This window comes from Micromonospora sp. CP22, from assembly GCF_009712475.1.
Taxonomy (GTDB): domain Bacteria; phylum Actinomycetota; class Actinomycetes; order Mycobacteriales; family Micromonosporaceae; genus Micromonospora.
This window is the reverse complement of the sequence record NZ_VCJO01000026.1, coordinates 25161-42882: the sequence shown is the minus strand read 5'-3', so window position 1 is coordinate 42882 and position 17722 is coordinate 25161. Positions and strand designations below refer to the sequence as shown.

Below are 17722 nucleotides of genomic sequence, written 5' to 3'. Positions count from 1 at the left end.
GGCGAAGAAGACGGCCCCCGCGAAGAAGGCGACGGCGAAGAAGACGGCCCCCGCGAAGAAGGCGACGGCGAAGAAGACGGCCCCCGCGAAGAAGGCGACGGCGAAGAAGACGGCCCCCGAGAAGAAGACGACGGTGAAGAAGACCGTCTCCGCGAAGAAGACGGCGACGCCCGCGAAGAAGGCGGCACCGGCGAAGAAGACGACGGCGGCGGCGAGGAAGGCCGCTCCGGCCCGTAAGACGGCCCCGGCGAAGAAGGCGACGGGTACCCGGAGCACCTCGGCGGCGCGTACCGTCCCCGCGCGGACCGCGACCTCGGCGGCGAAGAAGGCGGCGGCGCGCAAGACGGCGGCGAAGAAGTCACCCGCGAAGACGGCGGCGAAGAAGTCACCCGCGAAGACGGTGGCGGCCCGGAAGGCCCCGGCCCGGAAGAGCACGACGGCGTCGACCCGCACGTCGGCGGCGAAGAATGCCTCCGCGACCAAGACTGCGGCGCGGACGGGCTCCGCGACCAAGACTGCGGCGCGGACGGCCTCCGCGACCAAGGCGACGGCGAAGAAGGCCCCGGCGACCAAGGCGGCGGCGCGGAAGGCCCCGGCGACGAAGACCGCCGCGAAGAAGGCCCCAGCGACCAAGACCGCCACCAAGAAGGCCGCGGCGAAGAAGGCACCCGCGACGAAGACGGCGGCGCGTAAGACGGCGGCGAAGAAGGCGCCCGCCAGGAGCGCCGGGCGGGGCGGCAGCACGCGGTAGACGCCCGCCGACCCGGCGTACGCCGACCACCCGTCACTCGGAGGAGGGCGCGGGGTGCCCGGCACTGTCAGGATTGGCCCATGGTCATCCGACGTGTCGTGGCACCGCGCATCGACTTCGGGGCGCTGCGCCGAGAACTGGGGCTGCCCGAGCTCTACCCGGCGGCGGCGCAGCGGGAGGCCGACGAGGCCGCCGCCACCCCACCCCGCCCCGCTCTCGACCACACCGACATCCCGCTGGTCACGGTGGACCCGCCCGGCTCGCGGGACCTGGACCAGGCGATGCATCTCAGCCGCCGATCCGGCGGCGGCTACCGGGTGCGGTACGCGATAGCCGACGTCGCCGCCCACGTACGTCCCGGCGGTGCCATGGAGGACGAGACCTGGCGTCGCGGGCAGACGATCTACCTCCCCGACGGCAACCTGCCGTTGCACCCGCACTCGCTCGGCGAGGGCGCGGCGAGCCTGCTGCCCGACGTGGACCGGGCTGCCGTGCTGTGGACCATCGACCTCGACGCCGACGGTGGCACCAGCGCGGTGGTGGTGCAGCGCGCCCTGGTCCGCAGCCGGGCCCAACTGGCCTACCCGCAGGTGCAGGCGGACGCCGACGCGGGTCGGCTACCCGAGCCGATCGCCCTGCTGCCCGAGATCGGTGAGTTGCTCACCGCCCGAGGGCTGCGTCGGGGAGCGATCAACCTGCCCATCCCCGAGCAGGACGTGGAAGCCGACGGCGACGGTTGGCGGCTCGTGTTGCGGGCACCGGTGCCGATGGAGGAGCACAACGCGCAGATCTCCCTGCTCACCGGGATGGCCGCCGCCGACCTGATGCTGGCCGGCGGGATCGGCCTGCTGCGGACCATGCCCGCGCCGAAGCCCGAGGCGGTGCAGCGGCTACGGGCCGCTGCCGCCCCGCTGGGCGTGCACTGGCCCGACGACGTGGGCGTCGGCGAACTGCTGCTCCGGCTCGACCCGGCGCAGCCCCGGTCCGCCGCGTTCATCGACCAGGCGGCCGAGCTGATGCGGTCGGCCGCGTACACCCCGTTCGACGGCGAGTCGCCGGAGCAGCCGACACACGGCGGGGTCGCGGCCGCGTACGCCCATGTCACGGCGCCGCTGCGACGACTGGCCGACCGGTACGCCACGGAGGTCTGCCTGGCCCTGCACGACGGCCGTGAGGTGCCCGACTGGGCCCGCGCGGCGCTGCCTCGGCTGCCCGCGGTGATGGCGGCCACCGACCGCACCGCGTCCGCTGCGGTTCGGGGCGCGATCGACCTGACCGAGGCGGTGCTGCTGGCCGACCGGGTGGGGGAGACCTTCGACGCGGCGGTGCTCGACGTCGACGCGCCGACGAACGGCAAGGCCCGTCCGGGCCGTCCGCCCGGCGGCACGGTGGCCCTGGACGACCCGCCGGTACGCGCCCGCTGCCTCGGTGAACTGCCCCTCGGCACCCGGGTCCGGGTACGCCTGGTCGCCGCCGACCCCGCCACCCGCTCCGTCACCTTCGAACGAGCCTGACCCCACCCCCACCCCCACCCCACCCCCCTGCACGAGTTGATCAAGAAGTTTTCGTCAGCGAGAGCGCGATTCCTGACGCAAACTTCTTGATCAACGCGGCGGGGGGCCTCCGCAGGGGGGCGGGGGGGCCTCCGCAGGGGGCGGGGGCGGGGGTAACGGGGAGGGACCCTGCGGCAGGGGGATTGTCACAGGGGTGGGCGCTGCTGGCGGGCAGGGGGATTTGCGAGGATGGCGACCATGGCATACGACCCGAGCACCCTGCCCGACGTTTCCGGGCTCACCATCGGCATCATCGGTGGCACCGGCGACCAGGGCCGAGGGCTCGCCTACCGGTTCGCTCGGGCGGGGCTGACGGTGCTGATCGGTTCCCGCTCGGCACAGCGGGCCGCCGAGTCGGCCGCCGAGATCGCCGCCCTGCCCGGTGTGCCGGCCGACGGCAGTGTCAGCGGTTCCGACAACGACGACGTGGCCTGTCGCTCCGACCTGGTGATCATCGCGGTGCCCTGGGACGGGCACGCCGCCACCGTCGGGGCGCTCGCCGAACCACTCACCGGCAAGATCGTCGTGGACTGTGTGAACCCGCTCGGCTTCGACAAGCAGGGCCCGTACGCGCTGCCGGTGCCGGAGGGCAGCGCCGTCCAGCAGGCCGCCGCGCTGCTGCCCGACTCCCGCGTGTGCGCCGCCTTCAACCACGTCAGCGCCCCGCTGCTGGCCGATCCCGAGATCGACCGCATCGAGTTGGACGTGCTGATCTGCACCGAGGAGCGGGAACTGGTCGGCATCGTCGGCGCGCTCGCCGCCCACATCCCCGGCATGCGTGGCATCTACGCCGGTCGGCTGCGTAACGCCCACCAGATCGAGGCGTTCACCGCGAACCTGATCGCCATCAACAAGCGTTACAAGGCGCACGCCGGGGTCCGCGTCACCGACCTCTGACGGTACGACCACCGACAGGGGTGTGGCCCGGCGGTCGGGCCGGGCCACACCACGCAACTGTCAGAAGATGACGTCGACCCCGGCGGACTTGCAGGCGGTGGTGACGGAACGGCCGGCCTTGGCGAAGGCCGGGTTGTCTGCGGCCGTGGCCGGATCCTCGGCGTTGGCGGCCTTGCCGGCCTCCGCAGCGAACCGCTCCAGCGCGGCGACCACCTTGCTGCCGGTGGCACCGGTGGCAGCCACCCTGATGACCTCGTTCTGCAACCCGGACAGGATCTTCTGGAACAGGGCCGGCGACGTGTCGGTTCCGGATTTCAGCGCGGCCGTCAGGTTCTTCTTCATCTCCTCGGAGGCCTGCTTCGCCGTCCGACAGAGTTCCTTGTCGCTCACCACGTCCGACGCGGCGGCGGTGGACGGTGCCGAGCTGGGTGGGGCCTCGGCGGGCGGGGCGGAACTGGCGGACGGCACCGTGGCCGACGGCGAGGCGTCGGTCGTCGGCTTCTCGTCACCGCAGGCGGTCAACGCCAGCAGCGATGCGCAGGCCAGGGCAAGGAAAGCAGTACGGACCCGTCTCACGAGCGAAACCGTAGCGGTTTTCAGGCGAACCCGCTCGCCTCACCTTCCGGTGGTGTCGTACCCGCCGCCGCCCGAGATGGCGTGCGGCGGGTACGAGGTGGACTCAGAAGGTGTGTTCGGGGGCGGGGAACTGGCCGGAGCGGACCTCGTCGGCGAAGCGGCGGGTGGCCTCGTCGAGCGCGTCGGCCAGGGCGGCGTACCGCTTCACGAAGCGTGGTGTCCGGCCGGTGCGCAGACCGGCCATGTCCTGCCAGACGAGCACCTGCGCGTCGGTGTCCGGGCCCGCGCCGATGCCCACCGTGGGGATCGGCAGTTCGGCGGTGACCCGCTTGGCGACGTCGCCGGGCACCATTTCGAGCACCACGGCGAAGGCGCCCGCCTCGGTGACCGCCCGCGCGTCGGCGAGGACCTCGTCGGCGGTGTCGCCGCGCCCCTGCACCCGGTATCCGCCGATGGTGTGCTCACGCTGGGGCGTGAAACCGATGTGCGCCATCACCGGAATGCCGGCACCGACGATCGCCTCGATCTGCGGGGCGTAGCGCTGGCCGCCCTCCAGCTTCACGGCGTGACAGCCGCCCTCCTTCATGAACCGTACGGCCGTCCGCAGCGCCTGGGTCGGGCCCTCCTCGTACGAGCCGAAGGGCAGGTCACCGACGACCAGGGTCTGCCGGGTGGCCCGGACCACCGCCCGCACCAGCGGCAGCAGTTCCTCGGCGGTCACCGGCAGGGTCGTCTCGTAACCGAACACGTTGTTCGACGCCGAGTCGCCCACCAACAGCACCGGGATCCCCGCGGCGTCGAAGATCGCCGCCGTGTACTGGTCGTACGAGGTGAGCATCGACCATTTCTCGCCGCGCTCCTTGGCGGCGAGCAGGTCGCGGGTGCGGACGCGACGGGTGGCCGGGCCACCGTAGAGGGCGGTCACTTCGCCGGATGTGGATTCCACGATGTTCTCCTTTCCTCGAGGCCGCGTACGCGGTCCCCGGGTCCTGCCGCGATCGTCCCACCGGGTGGGCGGTCGACGGCAGGGCGAAGTGGAGGATGTCACTCCGGCCGGGCACCACCGTCCGGCCGGAACCGCCCCCGGCCCGTGCCCACCGAGCTGCCCCGTGGGCGGTCAGCCGTCCTCGCGCCAGCGGTTGGTGATCGGCAGCCGCCGGTCCCGTCCGAACGCCTTCATCGAGATCTTCGTGCCCGGCGCGGACTGGCGACGCTTGTACTCGGCGGTATCCACCAACCGCAGCACCTTGTCCACCACCGCCGGGTCGTGACCGGAGGCGATCAGGCCGTCCCGGCCGAGGTCACCGTCGACGTAGCCGATCAGGATCGGGTCGAGCACGTCGTAGTCGGGCAGCGAGTCGCTGTCGAGCTGCCCCGGGCTCAGCTCGGCGCTCGGCGGCTTGCCGATCGAGTTCTCCGGGATCGGTGGGGTCTGCCCCAGCCGTACCGCCTCGGCGTTGCGCCACTTGGCCAGCCGCCACACCAGGGTCTTCCACACATCCTTGATCGGGTTGAAGCCGCCGACCGAGTCGCCGTACAGCGTCGAGTAGCCGACCGCCAGCTCACTCTTGTTGCCGGTGGTCAGCACCAGATGGCCCTCCTGGTTCGACAACGCCATCAGGATGACGCCGCGTACCCGGGCCTGGAGGTTCTCCACCGCGACGCCGGAGAGCGACAGGTTCGCCAGGAAGGTGTCCACCATCGGCTGGATCGGCTCCACCCGGTAGTCCAGTCCGGTCCGCTTGGCCAGGTCGGCCGCGTCGGTGCGGCTGTGCTCCGAGGAGTGCTGGCTGGGCAAGGAGACACCGACCACCCGGTCGCCGCCGATGGCGTCCACCGCGATGGCCGCCGCCACCGCCGAGTCGATGCCGCCGGAGAGCCCGAGCACCACCGAGGGGAAACGGTTCTTCTCGACGTAGTCACGCAGGCCGAGCACCAGCGCCTGCCACACCTCGGCCTCGTCGGCCACCGGCTCGATGAGGCCGCCGACAGCCGCCGGGCCGGTGGGCGAGGGCGGGATCTGCTCGACGGTACGACGGACCACCCGTAGCCCGTCGGTGACCTGATCGTCGTCCGCGCCGGGCTCGGCGCTGGCCTCGTCGGCGGCGGGCAGGTCGACGTCGTGCACGAGCAGGTGGTTGACGAACTGCGGTGCTCGGGCGAGCACCGTCCCGTCCGCCGCGACGATCATCGAGTCGCCCTCGAAGACCAGCTCGTCCTGGCCGCCGATCATGTTGACGTAGGCGATGGTGGCACCGGCCTCGGCGGCCCGGCGGCGGACCACCGGAAGTCGCACGTCGTCCTTGTTCAGCTCGTACGGCGAACCGTTGATGTTGACCACCAGCCCCACCCCGGCCCGCCGGGCGGCGGCGAACGGCCCGCCGGCCTGCCAGAGGTCCTCGCAGATGGTCAGCGCCACGTCCACCTCGCCGAGCCGGACGACGGTGAGCATGTCCCCGGGCACGAAGTAGCGGTCCTCGTCGAAGACGCCGTAGTTGGGCAGGTGGTGCTTGAAGTAGGTGGCGACCACCGCGCCACGGTGCAGCAGCGCGGCGGCGTTGCGGGTGCCCCGGCCCGGCTGGGCGTCCGCGCCGAGCTGCGACGGACCGTCGGCGTCCAGGTAGCCCACCACCACCGGCAGCTCGCCCAGACCGTCGGCGGCCAGATCGGCGGCGAGCCGGTCCAGCGCCGCCCGGGAGGCGGCCACGAAGGAACTCCGGAAGACGAGGTCCTCCACCGGGTACCCGGTCAGCATCATCTCCGGGAACAGGACGAGCTGGGCGCCGGAGTCGGCGGCCCGGCGGGTCCAGGCCCGGACGAGACCGGCGTTGCCGGTGAGGTCACCGACACTGGGGTTGACCTGGCACAGGGCGAGACGCAGGGTGGGCATGTCCTCATCTTGCCCCAGCGGCACCGGGCCGACACGTCGGCATGGGGCGGTACGACCGGGCCCGACCGCCGGTCGGGACGGGACGGGACGCAATGGCCGCGGTTCGGTTAACGTCTGCGTAATCGGGTCGATGGAGACTGGTCGGTCAGGTCGGGCATAGTCCGACCGCAGCCGGACATAGAGTGTCGCGGAAGGTTGGGGAAGTGGACCGTCAGCAGGAGTTCGTCCTCCGTACGCTGGAAGAGCGGGACATCCGGTTCGTCCGGCTGTGGTTCACCGACGTGCTCGGCACGCTCAAGAGCGTGTCGGTCGCCCCCGCGGAGTTGGAGGCCGCCTTCGAGGAGGGCATCGGCTTCGACGGGTCGGCCATCGAGGGGTTCGCCCGGGTCTTCGAGTCGGACATGGTCGCCGTGCCCGATCCGACCACCTTCCAGGTCTTCCCGTTCGAGGGTGGGGTCAGCGGCGAGAGCGCCCGGATGTTCTGCGACATCTCACTGCCCGACGGCAGCCCGTCCTGGGCGGATCCGCGTCACGTGCTGCGCCGCGCGCTGTCCCGGGCGGCCGACAAGGGCTTCACCTTCTACACCCACCCGGAGATCGAGTTCTTCCTGCTGGAGAACGGCCCGATGGACGGCTCGGTGCCGGTGCCGGTGGACACCGGCGGCTACTTCGAGCACACCACCCACGCGGTGGCCCGTGACTTCCGCCGTCAGGCGGTGCTCGCGTTGGAGCGCATCGGCATCTCCGTCGAGTACAGCCACCACGAGGTCGCCCCCGGCCAGCAGGAGATCGACCTGCGGTACGCCGACGCGCTGACCACCGCCGACAACATCATGACCTTCCGGCACGTGGTCAAGGAGGTGGCGCTCTCCACCGGCGTGCAGGCCACCTTCATGCCCAAGCCCTTCACCGACCAGCCGGGCAGCGGCATGCATACCCACCTGTCGCTGTTCGAGGGGGAGCGCAACGCGTTCCACGACGCCGGTGACCCGATGAAGCTGTCCAAGGTGGCGCGGGCGTTCATCGCCGGGCTGCTGGCCCACGCCCGGGAGTACACCGCCGTCACCAACCAGTGGGTCAACTCGTACAAGCGGTTGTTCCCGCAGGCGCTGCCGGACCGGGTCACCGAGAGCCCGGCGTACGTCTGCTGGGGGCACCTGAACCGCTCCGCGCTGGTCCGCGTCCCGGCGTACGGCAAGCCGAACTCGGCCCGGGTGGAGATCCGCTCGCCCGACTCGGCCGCCAACCCGTACCTCGCCTTCGCGGTGCTGCTCGGCGCCGGGATGAAGGGCATCGAGGAGGGGTACGAGCTGCCACCGGGCGCCGAGGACGACGTGTGGGCGTTGACCAGCGCCGAGCGGCGGGCGATGGGGTACGAACCGCTGCCGGAGAACCTGTCCGAGGCGATCGACGTGATGGCCGGTTCGGAACTGGTCGCCGAGGTGCTCGGCGAGCACGTCTTCGACTTCTTCCTGCGCAACAAGCGGTCCGAGTGGGAGCAGTACCGCCGCGAGGTCACCCCGTACGAGCGTCAGCACTACCTGTCGCTGTAACCGCTGGTCCGCCCGGCGGCCCGTCACCGGGCAGCCGGGCGTTGCGGGGTGCCGCTATCGTCTCGATCACCGTGCCGGCGTCCGTCGGCCGGAGATTCGTCGGGAGGCAGTCGGTGCTGGAGGACCTGCTCAGCGGAGCCTGGCAGAGCGTGGTGTTCGGGGTTGTCGGAGTCGGCCTGATGGCCGCCGGCTTCTTCCTGGTCGATCTGCTCACTCCGGGCAAGCTGCGGGAGCTGATCTGGATTCGCCGTAACACCAACGCCGGCCTGCTGCTCGCCGCCAACCAGCTCGGCGTCGCCGGCATCGTCTTCACCGCGATCCTGACCAGCTACAGCGACTTCGCCAAGGGGCTGGCCTCGACGATCATCTTCGGGCTGATCGGTCTGGTCATCATGGCGCTGGCCTTCTTCGTGCTGGACCTGCTCACGCCGGGACGGCTCGGCGAGGTCATCTGCGCCGACGAGCCACACCCGGTGGCCCGGGTCAGCGCCGCCAGCCACTTCGGCGCCGCGCTGATCGTCTGCGCCTGCATCGCCTGACGCGGACTCGCCGCTGGTCGGCCCCGCCGCGAGTGCGGGGCCGACCTCGGACGGCAGCGGCCGACCGTGCCCGGCGGCAGCGCGGCCGACCACCCTCGGGTGCGGCGTTACTTGCCGGCCGGTCGACCCCCGCCGGCCCAGCCACCGAAGACACCGGCCTCGACGGCGGCGGTGATGGCGTCGGCCTGCTCCTGGGTCAGCTTGCCCTCCTCGACCGCCCGCGCGAGCCGCTCGGTCAGCGCCTTCTTGCGCTCCTCGGCCGACGGCGGGGTCCGCCGCTCACCGGGCTTGCGGCCCTCGGCACCGTCGCCGCGCTCGCCGCGCTTGTGGCCCTCGGCGCCGTGGCCGCGCCCGAGGAGACCCCGGCGGCCCTCGTGGTCCGTGCGGCGCTGCTCGCGCAGCTCCTCCAGCGCCTCGGTCACCTTCTCCGTCGGTACGCCCAACTCCGCGGCCAGCGCCTCGGCGAACGGAGCGTGCCGCGCGGCGCGCGGCTCCTGCGGATCGCCCTGGTCCGCCCTGCTGGTGCTGGCGCTCGGGGTGGTTTCGTCGTCGGCCAGCGCCACGGTGGGAGCGGCGATCCCCACGCCGAGTACGCCCGCCACGGCCAGACCGGCCAGCAGGTTCTTCTTCGAGATCGTGCGGGACATCGTTCCTCCAACTCGTCGTGACACGGTGAGGTCACCGTGCTGCGGTGACGTCACCGACAGTGGCCGGTCCGGCTGGGCGGCAACCGTGGCGAAGCTGTCAACGCGCTGGCAATTTCGAGCACTGATCCGGACACATCGGGTGAAGGGTCAGCGGACGGCGGCGGTGACGGTGAGGGTACCGGCGTCGGCGTCGAGGGTCGCGCGGGTGCCGAACGGCACGGTGAGCTGACCCGGACCGTGACCGATCGGCAGGCCGCCGAGCACCGGCACGCCCAGGTCACCGAGGCGCTCGACGAGCACGTCGGTCACCGTGGTGTCCCAGCCGTCGGCGCAGTCGGTGAACTGCCCCACGGCCACCCCGGCCAGCCCGTCCAGCGCGCCGGCCCGGCGCAGTTGGGTCAGCATCCGGTCGACCTTGTACGGCGGCTCCTGCACCTCCTCCAACAGCAGCACCGCGCCGGTCAGGTCGGGCATGTCCGGGGTGCCGAGGGAGGCCACGACCAGGCAGAGGTTGCCGCCCAACAGTCGGCCGGTGGCCCGCCCCGCGACGCGTACGCCGAAGGTCTCCTCGTCCTCGACGGCGCGTACGGTGACCGGCTCGGTGCTGGTCATCGCCGCGTGCAGCGACTCGGCCGAGGCCAGCGGGGTGCGCTCGTCCCGCCAGGCCGCACCGGGACCGTGCACCCCGGCCAACCGGGCACCCCGCCACAGGGCCAGGTGCAGCGCGGTGATGTCGGAGAACCCGGCGACCACCTTCGGGTCACGGCGTACCGCCGCCATGTCGATCGCGTCCACCACCCGCTGCGCCCCGTAGCCGCCCCGGGTGCAGATGACGCCCCGCACCTCCGGGTCGGCGAACGCGGTGTTCAGGTCGGCGGCCCGCAGTTCGTCCGGCCCCGCCAGATAGCCCTGCCGGGCGTACGCGTTGGGCGCGAGCACCGGCCGCAGGCCCCAGCCGGTGAGTAGTTCCAGGCCCCGGGCCACCCGTTCCGGCCGGGTCGGTCCGGACGGCGACACCAGCATCACCGTGTCACCGGGGCGCAGGGCAGGCGGGCGTACGACGTCGTCGGGCGTACTGCGGTCGGACACAGCGGGACAGCCTAGTGCGGTGGCCGGGTGGGCTCACCGAGCGCGCCGGAACCGGACGAGCGGCGGCGTGCCGTGTCGGAGCCGACGACCCGGCACGATCCCCTCACGCTGGTCGGATCGGCCGGACCGGATAGCCTCGACGGTGTGGCAACTGCGTTGGTGATCGAGAACGACCCGACCGACGACCCGCGCCGCCTGGGGGAGTGGCTGACCGAAGCCGGGTTGGAGTTGTCGGTGGTCCGCCCGCACGCGGGCGACGCCCTGCCCGCCGACCTGGACGGGCACGCCGCCCTGGTGGTGCTCGGCGGTGACCAGCAGGCATACCCGCTGGTCGACGGTCGGCCGGGCGCGGCCTGGTTCCCGGCCGTGGAGAAGCTGCTCCGCAAGGCGGTGCGGCACCGGGTGCCGACCCTGGGCGTCTGCCTCGGCGCTCAGCTGCTGGCCACCGCCCACGCCGGCACCGTCGAGCGCAGCCCGTCCGGGCCGGAGGCCGGACCGGGCGTGGTGGGACGGCGCGACGCGGCCGAGAAAGACCCGCTCTTCCGATATGTGCCGCTGATCCCCGACGTGTTGCAGTGGCACGCCGACGAGATCACCGAACTGCCCGCCGGCGCCACCCTGCTGGCCGCCTCCACCCGCTATCCGCACCAGGCGTTCCGCCTCGGCGACCGGGCCTGGGGGTTGCAGTTCCACATCGAGTGCGACACCGCCATGATCGCCGAGTGGGCCACCGACTCGGCGCTGCTGGCCGAGCTGGGTTACGACCCGCAGCTGGTGATCTCCGCATGTGACGCGGTGATGGCCGACGTCGAGGAGGTCTGGCAGCCGTTCGCGGCGCGGTTCGCCGCGCTCGCCCTCGGTGAGCTGGAAGACGGATCGCGTCGCAGCCTGCCGCTGCTCGGGCACTGATGGGACGGCCGACCAGCGCCACGGGCCGACTCGCCCGCTACGGCTTTGGCGTGACCGACGACGACGCGGGCGCTCGCGCCGCCGACCTGCTCGGGCCGGACGGGCTCGACCTGTGGCGGCCCGAGAGCCAGGAACCCATCGACGAGCAGGCCCAGGAGTTGCTCACCGCGCTGTCCCGGGTCGCCGACCCCGACCTGGCGCTGCGGCAACTGCACCGACTGGTGGAGGCGGAGCAGCGCGCCTCGGCCGGGCCGAACGGCACCGGCACGGGCGGTGCGGTGCGGCAGCGCGGTGCCGGTCCCGGCCAGGCCACCGCGACCGGCGGCAACGCGGGCGCTGCCGCCGGTGCCGGTGGGGGCATCGGGGCGGGTTCTGCGGTGCTGGCCGCGCTGCACGACGACCCGGGTCTGCGTCGGCGGCTGCTCGCCGTGCTGGGCGCCTCCTCGGCGCTCGGCGACCACCTCGTGGCCAACCCGGACCACTGGTCGGTGCTGCGCACCGAACCGGACGGTCTCGCCCCGACCGCGGACGGCAGCCTCGACCTGTCCGGCGAGGGCAACCCGGTCGCGGTGCTGCGGCGGGCGTACCGGCTGGCGTTGCTGCGGATCGCGGCGGCCGACCTGACCGGCGGGCGTGGCCTGGAGCAGACCATGGCCGCGCTCTCGGCGCTGGCCGACGCGACACTGTCGGCCGCGTACCGGACCGCCGTGGCGGAGCTGCCCGAGGGCACCCGGGAACCCCGGCTGGCCGTGGTCGCGATGGGCAAGTGCGGCGGTGGCGAGCTGAACTACGTCTCCGACGTCGACGTGATCTTCGTGGCGGCCGAGGACGACGACCTGACCGCCGCCACCACCGTGGCCACCCGACTGATCCACATCTGCGGTCTGGTCGCCTGGCCGGTCGACGCCGCCCTGCGCCCCGAGGGCAACCGGGGCCCGTTGGTGCGGACCCTCGCCAGCCACCTGGCCTACTACCGGCGCTGGGCCCGGACGTGGGAGTTCCAGGCCCTGCTCAAGGCCCGCCCGGCCGCCGGTGACCTGGCGCTCGGCCAGGAGTGGATCGACGCACTGGCACCCCTGCTCTGGCAGGCGGCCGAACGCCCCGAGGCGGTCGAGGACGTCCGGGCCATGCGGCGCAAGATCATCGACAACATCCCGCCGAAGGAGCTGGAACGCGAGATCAAACGCGGCCCGGGCGGGCTGCGTGACATCGAGTTCGCGGTGCAGCTGCTGCAACTGGTGCACGGCCGGGGCGACGACACGCTGCGGGCACCCGGCACCATCCCCGCGCTGCGCGCGCTGGTCACCGGCGGCTACGTCGGCCGGGCCGACGGCGAGGCGCTGCTGCGCGGCTACCGCTTCCTGCGTACCGTCGAGCATCGGCTGCAACTCCAGGGCCTGCGGCGCACCCACACCGTGCCGACCGAGCCGGGTGCCCTGCGCTGGCTCGCCACCGCGCTCGGCTACACCGCCACCCCCGGCCGCAGCGCCGTCGAGGAGTTCCGCGCCGAGTGGGTCACCCACGCCTCCGAGGTACGCCGACTGCACGCCAAGCTGCTCTACCGGCCGCTGCTGGAGTCGGTGGCCCGGGTACCGGCCGACGGGCTGCGGCTGACCCCGCAGGCGGCCCGCAACCGGCTGGAGATCCTCGGTTTCGCCGACCCCGCCGGGGCGCTTCGTCACCTCCAGGCCCTCACCGGCGGGGTGAGCCGCACCGCCGCCATCCAGCGCACCCTGCTGCCGGTGCTGCTCAGCGAGTTCGCCGACGCGCCGGAGCCGGACCGGGGGCTGCTCAGCTACCGGCAGGTCTCCGACTCGCTCGGCAGCACCCCCTGGTATCTGCGACTGCTGCGTGACTCCGGGCCGGTGGCCCGCCGGTTGGCCCGGGTGCTCTCCTCCTCCCGGTACGTGGCGGACCTGCTGACCCGCGAGCCGGAGGCGCTGCGCCTGCTGGCCGAGGAGAGCGAGTTGAGCCCCCGCCCGCGCGAGGTGCTCTTCGAGGGCCTCACCGCCGCCGCGGCCCGGCACAGCGACCCGGTCGAGGCGACCCGCGCGGTGCGCGCCTTGCGCCGCCGGGAACTGCTCCGGCTCGCCTGCGCCGACCTGCTCAGCCGGGCCGGTTCGCTCGCCCCGGGACGCGCCGACGGCGGCCGGTCGGCCTCCCCGCTGTCCGACGTCACCGCCGTCGGCACCGCGTTGTCCGACGTCACCGACGCGACCCTCGCCGCCGCGCTGCGGACCGCCCGCGCCAGCCAGCCGGCCATGCCGGAGCTGACCTTCGCGGTGATCGGGATGGGTCGGCTCGGCGGGTACGAGTCGAACTACCTCTCCGACGCCGACGTGCTCTTCGTCTACGAACCACCCGAAGGGGTCAGCGAGAGCGCGGCCAGCGCCGCCGCCCAGGCCATCGCCGAGGAGCTACGACGACTGCTGGGCATGCCCGCGCCGGACCCGCCGCTGGGTGTCGACGCCGACCTGCGACCCGAGGGTCGGCAGGGGCCGCTGGTCCGCAGCCTCGCCGCCTACCAGCAGTACTACGCCCGCTGGTCGCGGGTGTGGGAGGCGCAGGCGCTGCTGCGCGCCCGCTGTGTCTGTGGTGACGCCGAGTTGGGCACCCGGTTCGAGCGGCTGGTCGACCCGATCCGCTACCCGGCCGACGGCCTGACCCGGGAGCAGATCATCGAGATCCGGCGGATCAAGGCGCGGGTGGAGACCGAACGGCTGCCCCGGGGCGCCGACCCGGCCACCCACACCAAGCTGGGCCGGGGCGGTCTGGCCGACGTGGAGTGGGCGGTGCAGCTGCTCCAACTGCGGCACGCGGGCGCGTACCCGCAGCTGCGCGGCACGCGTACCCTCGACGCCCTCGCCGCCGCCCGGGACGCGGGCCTGGTCGACCCGGCGGACGCCGAGGCGATGACGGCCGGCTGGACCCTCGCCGCGCAGGTCCGCAACGCGCTGATGCTGGTCCGGGGCCGCGCGGGCGACCAGTTGCCCCGGCACGGCGTGGAGCTGGCCGGCGTGGTCCGGCTGCTCGGCCGCGACGACCCGGGCGAGTTCCTCGACGAGTACCTGCGCACCGGCCGCCGCTCCCGCGCCGCCACCCAACGCGTCATGGAGATGTAAGGAAGGGCACCCTGTTAACGCCTGCGGTAGAGCAGGGGCCCCTGCTTAACACCCCGGCCGGTCGTGGTACGACTGCTCGGGTGTCGACACCCATCCCTGCCGCCGCCCCGGACGCGCGCGGCAACGGTGCTTCGTCAGGTGTCGGCGGCCCTCCGACCCTGGCCGTCGTCGGCGCGCTGGTGGTGTCGCTGGTGTTGGCGGTCCTGTTCCTGCTGGCCCCGCCGATGGGCACCGACCTCTCCGCGCAGATGGCCCGCGCGGGTTTCGCCGAGCGCAACGGTTTCGCCCCGCTGGACTTCTCCTGGTACGGCGGGGTCAACCAGTTCGGCTACAGCCTCTACACCCAGACGCTCGGCGGATGGGTGGGCGTGCGTACGGTCGGCGCGGTCGCGGCGGTGCTCTCCGCCGTGGCACTGGCCTGGTTGCTGGTGTTGACCGGAGCCCGCCGTCCGCTGCTCGGCAGTCTGCTGGGTGCGGTCGTCCTGGTGGGGAACCTGGCCAGTGGTCGGATCACCTTCGCCGTCGGCCTGATGTGGGCGCTGGTCGCGCTCTGCGCGGTGGCCGTGTCCCGGCCGGCGTGTCGGTGGCAGCTCTCGGCCGCCGGTGCGGCGGCGGTGCTCGCCACGGCGGCCAGCCCGGTGGCAGGACTGTTCATCGGCCTCACCGGCGGCACCCTGCTGGTCCTCGACCTGGTGCGGCGTCGACGGCCGGGAGCCGCCGCCCTGGTCCTCTGCCTGGCACCGCTGGTGACGGTGGCACCGATGGCGGTGCTCTTCGGCAACGGTGGCTGGCAGCCGTTCACCGCCGAGTCGCTGCGGGTCAACCTGGCGCTGGTCGTGGTGGTGCTCGCGTTCGTGCCGGTGCGAGCCGTGCGGGTCGGCGCGGGGCTCACCGCGCTGCTGCTGGTCGCCGCCTACTACCTGCCCAGCCCGGTCGGCTCGAACGCGCTGCGGCTACCGATGCTCTTCGCCCTGCCGGTCGTCGCGGCCTACGCCGAGATGAGTCGACGGTGGCTGGCCGCGCTGCTCGTCGCGCTGTTCTGGTGGCAGTCCCCGGTGATGACCAACGACATCGTCCGTCGAGGGTCGGCACCGGTCTACGCCGCCTTCTACCAGCCTCTACTGGACGAGCTGGACCGGCGGGCACCGGTGGGCCGGGTCGAGGTGGTGCCGCTGCGGGACCACTGGGAGAGCGCCCACGTGGCCGCCGCCGTGCCCCTGGCCCGGGGCTGGGAGCGGCAGGTCGACGCGGGACGTAACGGCCTCTTCTACGACGGCAGCCTCGATGCCGCCCGGTACGGCGACTGGCTGCGCCGAAACGCCGTCAGCTACGTCGCCGTCGCACCGGACGCGGCCCTCGACCGGTACGGCCGGGACGAGGCGACGCTGGTCCTGGCCGGTCAGCCGTACCTGCGTGAGGTCGGACGCCCCGGCCGGTGGCGGCTGTACCAGGTGCTCGATCCGCAACCGCTGGTCTCCGCTCCGGCCCGGCTCGTCGCCTCCGACGACGCCGGTGTGCGGTTCACCGTCGAGGAGCCCGCCGACGTGCTCGTCCGGGTCCGGTGGTCCCGGTGGCTGTCCCTGAAGTCACCAGCGGGCTGCGTGCGACCAGGCGCGGACGGTTGGGTCACCGTACGGGCCCACGATCCGGGCACCTTCGAGATCACCAGCAGTCTGCGGCCGTCCGGTCACTGTCGGTCGGCCTGAAGCCCGGCAACAGCCCACCTCCGTACCGCGCTCACGATTGCTGGCAGCATGACGGACGTGCCCCATCACCTCGTGCGCTGGACCGGACTGGCCGGATCGATCATGCTCTCCGTGGCGGCGTTCCTCGGCGGCGCCCTGCCCAGCGGGGACCTGCGGCCGAACCCGGTCAAGATCTGGCTGGGGCCGAACGGGCCGCTGATCATCGGGCTGTGGCTGTTCGGTACCGCAGCCATGGCGGTGGCGTGGTGGACGCTGCGTGACCGGGTGCCGTCGGCCCGGTGGGCGCTGGTCACCGCCGGGCTCTGGGCGCTGCCGTTCCTGGTGACCCCGCCGATGGGCAGCCGCGACGTCTACGCGTACGCCTGCCAGGGGGCGAGCTACGCCAACGGCATCAGCCCCTACGAGTACGGGGTCTCCACGCTGCCCTGCCCCTGGCTGGACACCATGTCGTACATCTGGCGGGACACCCCTGCGCCGTACGGTCCGCTGTTCGTGGTGCTCTCCGGCGCGGTGGTCGCCGCGACCGGTTCCCTGGTCGGCAGCATCGCGCTGTTCCGGGCGCTCGCGGTGGCCGGCGTGGTGCTCACCGCGGCCTGCCTGCCGGTGCTGGCCCGTCGCTGCGGCGTACCGGTCGGCCGGGCGCTCTGGCTGGCGTTGGCCAGCCCGCTGGTGGGGGTGCACCTGATCGCCGGGGCGCACAACGACGCCCTCATGGTCGGGCTGATGGTCGCCGGGCTGGCCGTGGTGGTCGCCCGACCCGGGCGGCCCTGGCCGCTGCTGGTCGGCGGGGTGGTGCTCGGCCTGGCCGCCGCGATCAAGGTGACTGCGGTGGTGGTGGTGCCGTTCGCGGCGCTCGCCGCGATCACCGGCGGCTTCTCGCTGCGCGCGCTGCTGCGCCACGGTACGCCGGTGGTCGCCGGTGCCGTGACCACGCTGTTCGGGGTGACCCTCGCCGCCGGGCTGGACCTCGGTTGGATCACCGGACTGTCCCACGGCAACGAGGTGGTCGCCTGGACCTCGCCGCCGACCGCCATCGGGCAGACCGCCGGCTACCTGGCGCTGCCGTTCGGCCAGCACATCGACGCGCTGCCGGTGACCCGGGGCATCGCGGTGCTGGTGCTGGCGGGTCTGCTGGTGTGGCTGTGGTTCCGGGCCCGGCACCGTGACCCGCTCTGGCACGCCGCGCTGGCGTTGACCGCGACGGTGGCGCTCGCCCCGCTGTTCCACCCCTGGTACTGGTTCTGGCCGCTGGCCCTGCTCGCCGCCACCGCGCAGCGCACCTGGTGGTTCAGCGCGGTGACCGTGGTCTCCGCGTTTCTGGTGCTGGCCGACGGTACCGGGCTGCCCCGCTACACCAAGACGGTCGGTGCACCCCTGATGACGCTGTTCGTGATCGTGGTGACGATCCGCTTGGTACGGTCGGCGAAGGAGGCCCGAGCGGCGGCGCGCCGACCGGTGCCTGTCGAGTAGGCCGGTTCCGGCGGGGCGAC

General features: G+C 73.0%; 14 protein-coding genes. 9 read left to right on the top strand and 5 right to left on the bottom strand.

Features of this window, described 5'->3' with window-relative positions:
* Positions 1 to 133: 133 nt before the first annotated feature.
* The 3 genes from FF096_RS27595 (at position 134) to npdG (ending at position 3201) form a co-directional block, all read left to right on the top strand.
* Positions 134 to 751 (top strand): histone H1-like repetitive region-containing protein, encoded by a 618-nt coding sequence (locus tag FF096_RS27595; RefSeq protein WP_375335385.1) that lies wholly within the window; start codon positions 134 to 136, stop codon positions 749 to 751.
* An 80-nt stretch (positions 752 to 831) separates the two neighbouring features.
* Positions 832 to 2265: an RNB domain-containing ribonuclease gene (locus FF096_RS24495; protein WP_155221914.1), complete on the top strand. Its 1434-nt coding sequence runs from the start codon at positions 832 to 834 to the stop codon at positions 2263 to 2265.
* Positions 2266 to 2502: 237 nt separating this feature from the next.
* Positions 2503 to 3201, top strand: a complete 699-nt coding sequence (npdG, locus tag FF096_RS24490) for an NADPH-dependent F420 reductase (protein ID WP_155221937.1) — start codon at positions 2503 to 2505, stop codon at positions 3199 to 3201.
* 60 nt (positions 3202 to 3261) lie between these two features.
* Here npdG and FF096_RS24485 read toward each other — a convergent pair whose 3' ends face one another.
* The 3 genes from FF096_RS24485 to FF096_RS24475 all read right to left on the bottom strand — a co-directional run bounded on the left by FF096_RS24485 (position 3262) and on the right by FF096_RS24475 (position 6667).
* Complete coding sequence (locus FF096_RS24485) at positions 3262 to 3777, bottom strand: hypothetical protein (protein WP_155221913.1); 516 nt, start codon at positions 3775 to 3777, stop codon at positions 3262 to 3264.
* 103 nt (positions 3778 to 3880) lie between these two features.
* Positions 3881 to 4726 (bottom strand): 3-methyl-2-oxobutanoate hydroxymethyltransferase, encoded by an 846-nt coding sequence (gene panB / locus FF096_RS24480; RefSeq protein ID WP_309223875.1) that lies wholly within the window; start codon positions 4724 to 4726, stop codon positions 3881 to 3883.
* 168 nt (positions 4727 to 4894) lie between these two features.
* Entirely contained in the window at positions 4895 to 6667 is a 1773-nt protein-coding gene (locus FF096_RS24475; RefSeq protein WP_155221912.1) for an NAD+ synthase, read from the bottom strand.
* A gap of 203 nt (positions 6668 to 6870) precedes the next feature.
* On the opposite strand from FF096_RS24475, the gene glnA reads away from it, so the two are divergent.
* Together glnA and FF096_RS24465 are read left to right on the top strand one after the other, a co-directional pair.
* Positions 6871 to 8220 carry a type I glutamate--ammonia ligase gene (gene glnA, locus FF096_RS24470; protein ID WP_309223872.1) on the top strand — a complete coding sequence of 450 codons (1350 nt, stop codon included), beginning with the start codon at positions 6871 to 6873 and terminating at the stop codon, positions 8218 to 8220.
* Between the two features lie 113 nt (positions 8221 to 8333).
* The gene (locus FF096_RS24465) at positions 8334 to 8759 is read left to right on the top strand and encodes a DUF350 domain-containing protein (protein ID WP_309223871.1); all 426 of its coding nucleotides are present in this window, start codon (positions 8334 to 8336) and stop codon (positions 8757 to 8759) included.
* Positions 8760 to 8866: 107 nt separating this feature from the next.
* Here the strand turns inward: FF096_RS24465 and FF096_RS24460 are convergent, their stop codons facing one another.
* Both FF096_RS24460 and FF096_RS24455 read right to left on the bottom strand, forming a co-directional pair.
* The gene (locus FF096_RS24460; protein ID WP_155221911.1) at positions 8867 to 9406 is read right to left on the bottom strand and encodes a hypothetical protein; all 540 of its coding nucleotides are present in this window, start codon (positions 9404 to 9406) and stop codon (positions 8867 to 8869) included.
* A 147-nt stretch (positions 9407 to 9553) separates the two neighbouring features.
* Positions 9554 to 10429: an LD-carboxypeptidase gene (locus FF096_RS24455; protein WP_155221933.1), complete on the bottom strand. Its 876-nt coding sequence runs from the start codon at positions 10427 to 10429 to the stop codon at positions 9554 to 9556.
* A 210-nt stretch (positions 10430 to 10639) separates the two neighbouring features.
* Between FF096_RS24455 and FF096_RS24450 the strand changes: the two genes are divergently transcribed.
* The 4 genes from FF096_RS24450 to mptB all read left to right on the top strand — a co-directional run bounded on the left by FF096_RS24450 (position 10640) and on the right by mptB (position 17702).
* Positions 10640 to 11404: a type 1 glutamine amidotransferase gene (locus FF096_RS24450; protein ID WP_309223870.1), complete on the top strand. Its 765-nt coding sequence runs from the start codon at positions 10640 to 10642 to the stop codon at positions 11402 to 11404.
* Positions 11404 to 14526 carry a bifunctional [glutamine synthetase] adenylyltransferase/[glutamine synthetase]-adenylyl-L-tyrosine phosphorylase gene (locus tag FF096_RS24445; protein ID WP_155221910.1) on the top strand — a complete coding sequence of 1041 codons (3123 nt, stop codon included), beginning with the start codon at positions 11404 to 11406 and terminating at the stop codon, positions 14524 to 14526. Before FF096_RS24450 ends, FF096_RS24445 begins: the two co-directional genes overlap by 1 nt.
* Positions 14527 to 14606: 80 nt before the next feature.
* Entirely contained in the window at positions 14607 to 16232 is a 1626-nt protein-coding gene (locus tag FF096_RS24440) for a hypothetical protein (protein ID WP_155221909.1), read from the top strand.
* Between the two features lie 57 nt (positions 16233 to 16289).
* Positions 16290 to 17702, top strand: coding sequence for a polyprenol phosphomannose-dependent alpha 1,6 mannosyltransferase MptB (gene mptB / locus FF096_RS24435; RefSeq protein WP_309223869.1), 1413 nt, complete (start codon positions 16290 to 16292; stop codon positions 17700 to 17702).
* Positions 17703 to 17722: the final 20 nt, after the last annotated feature.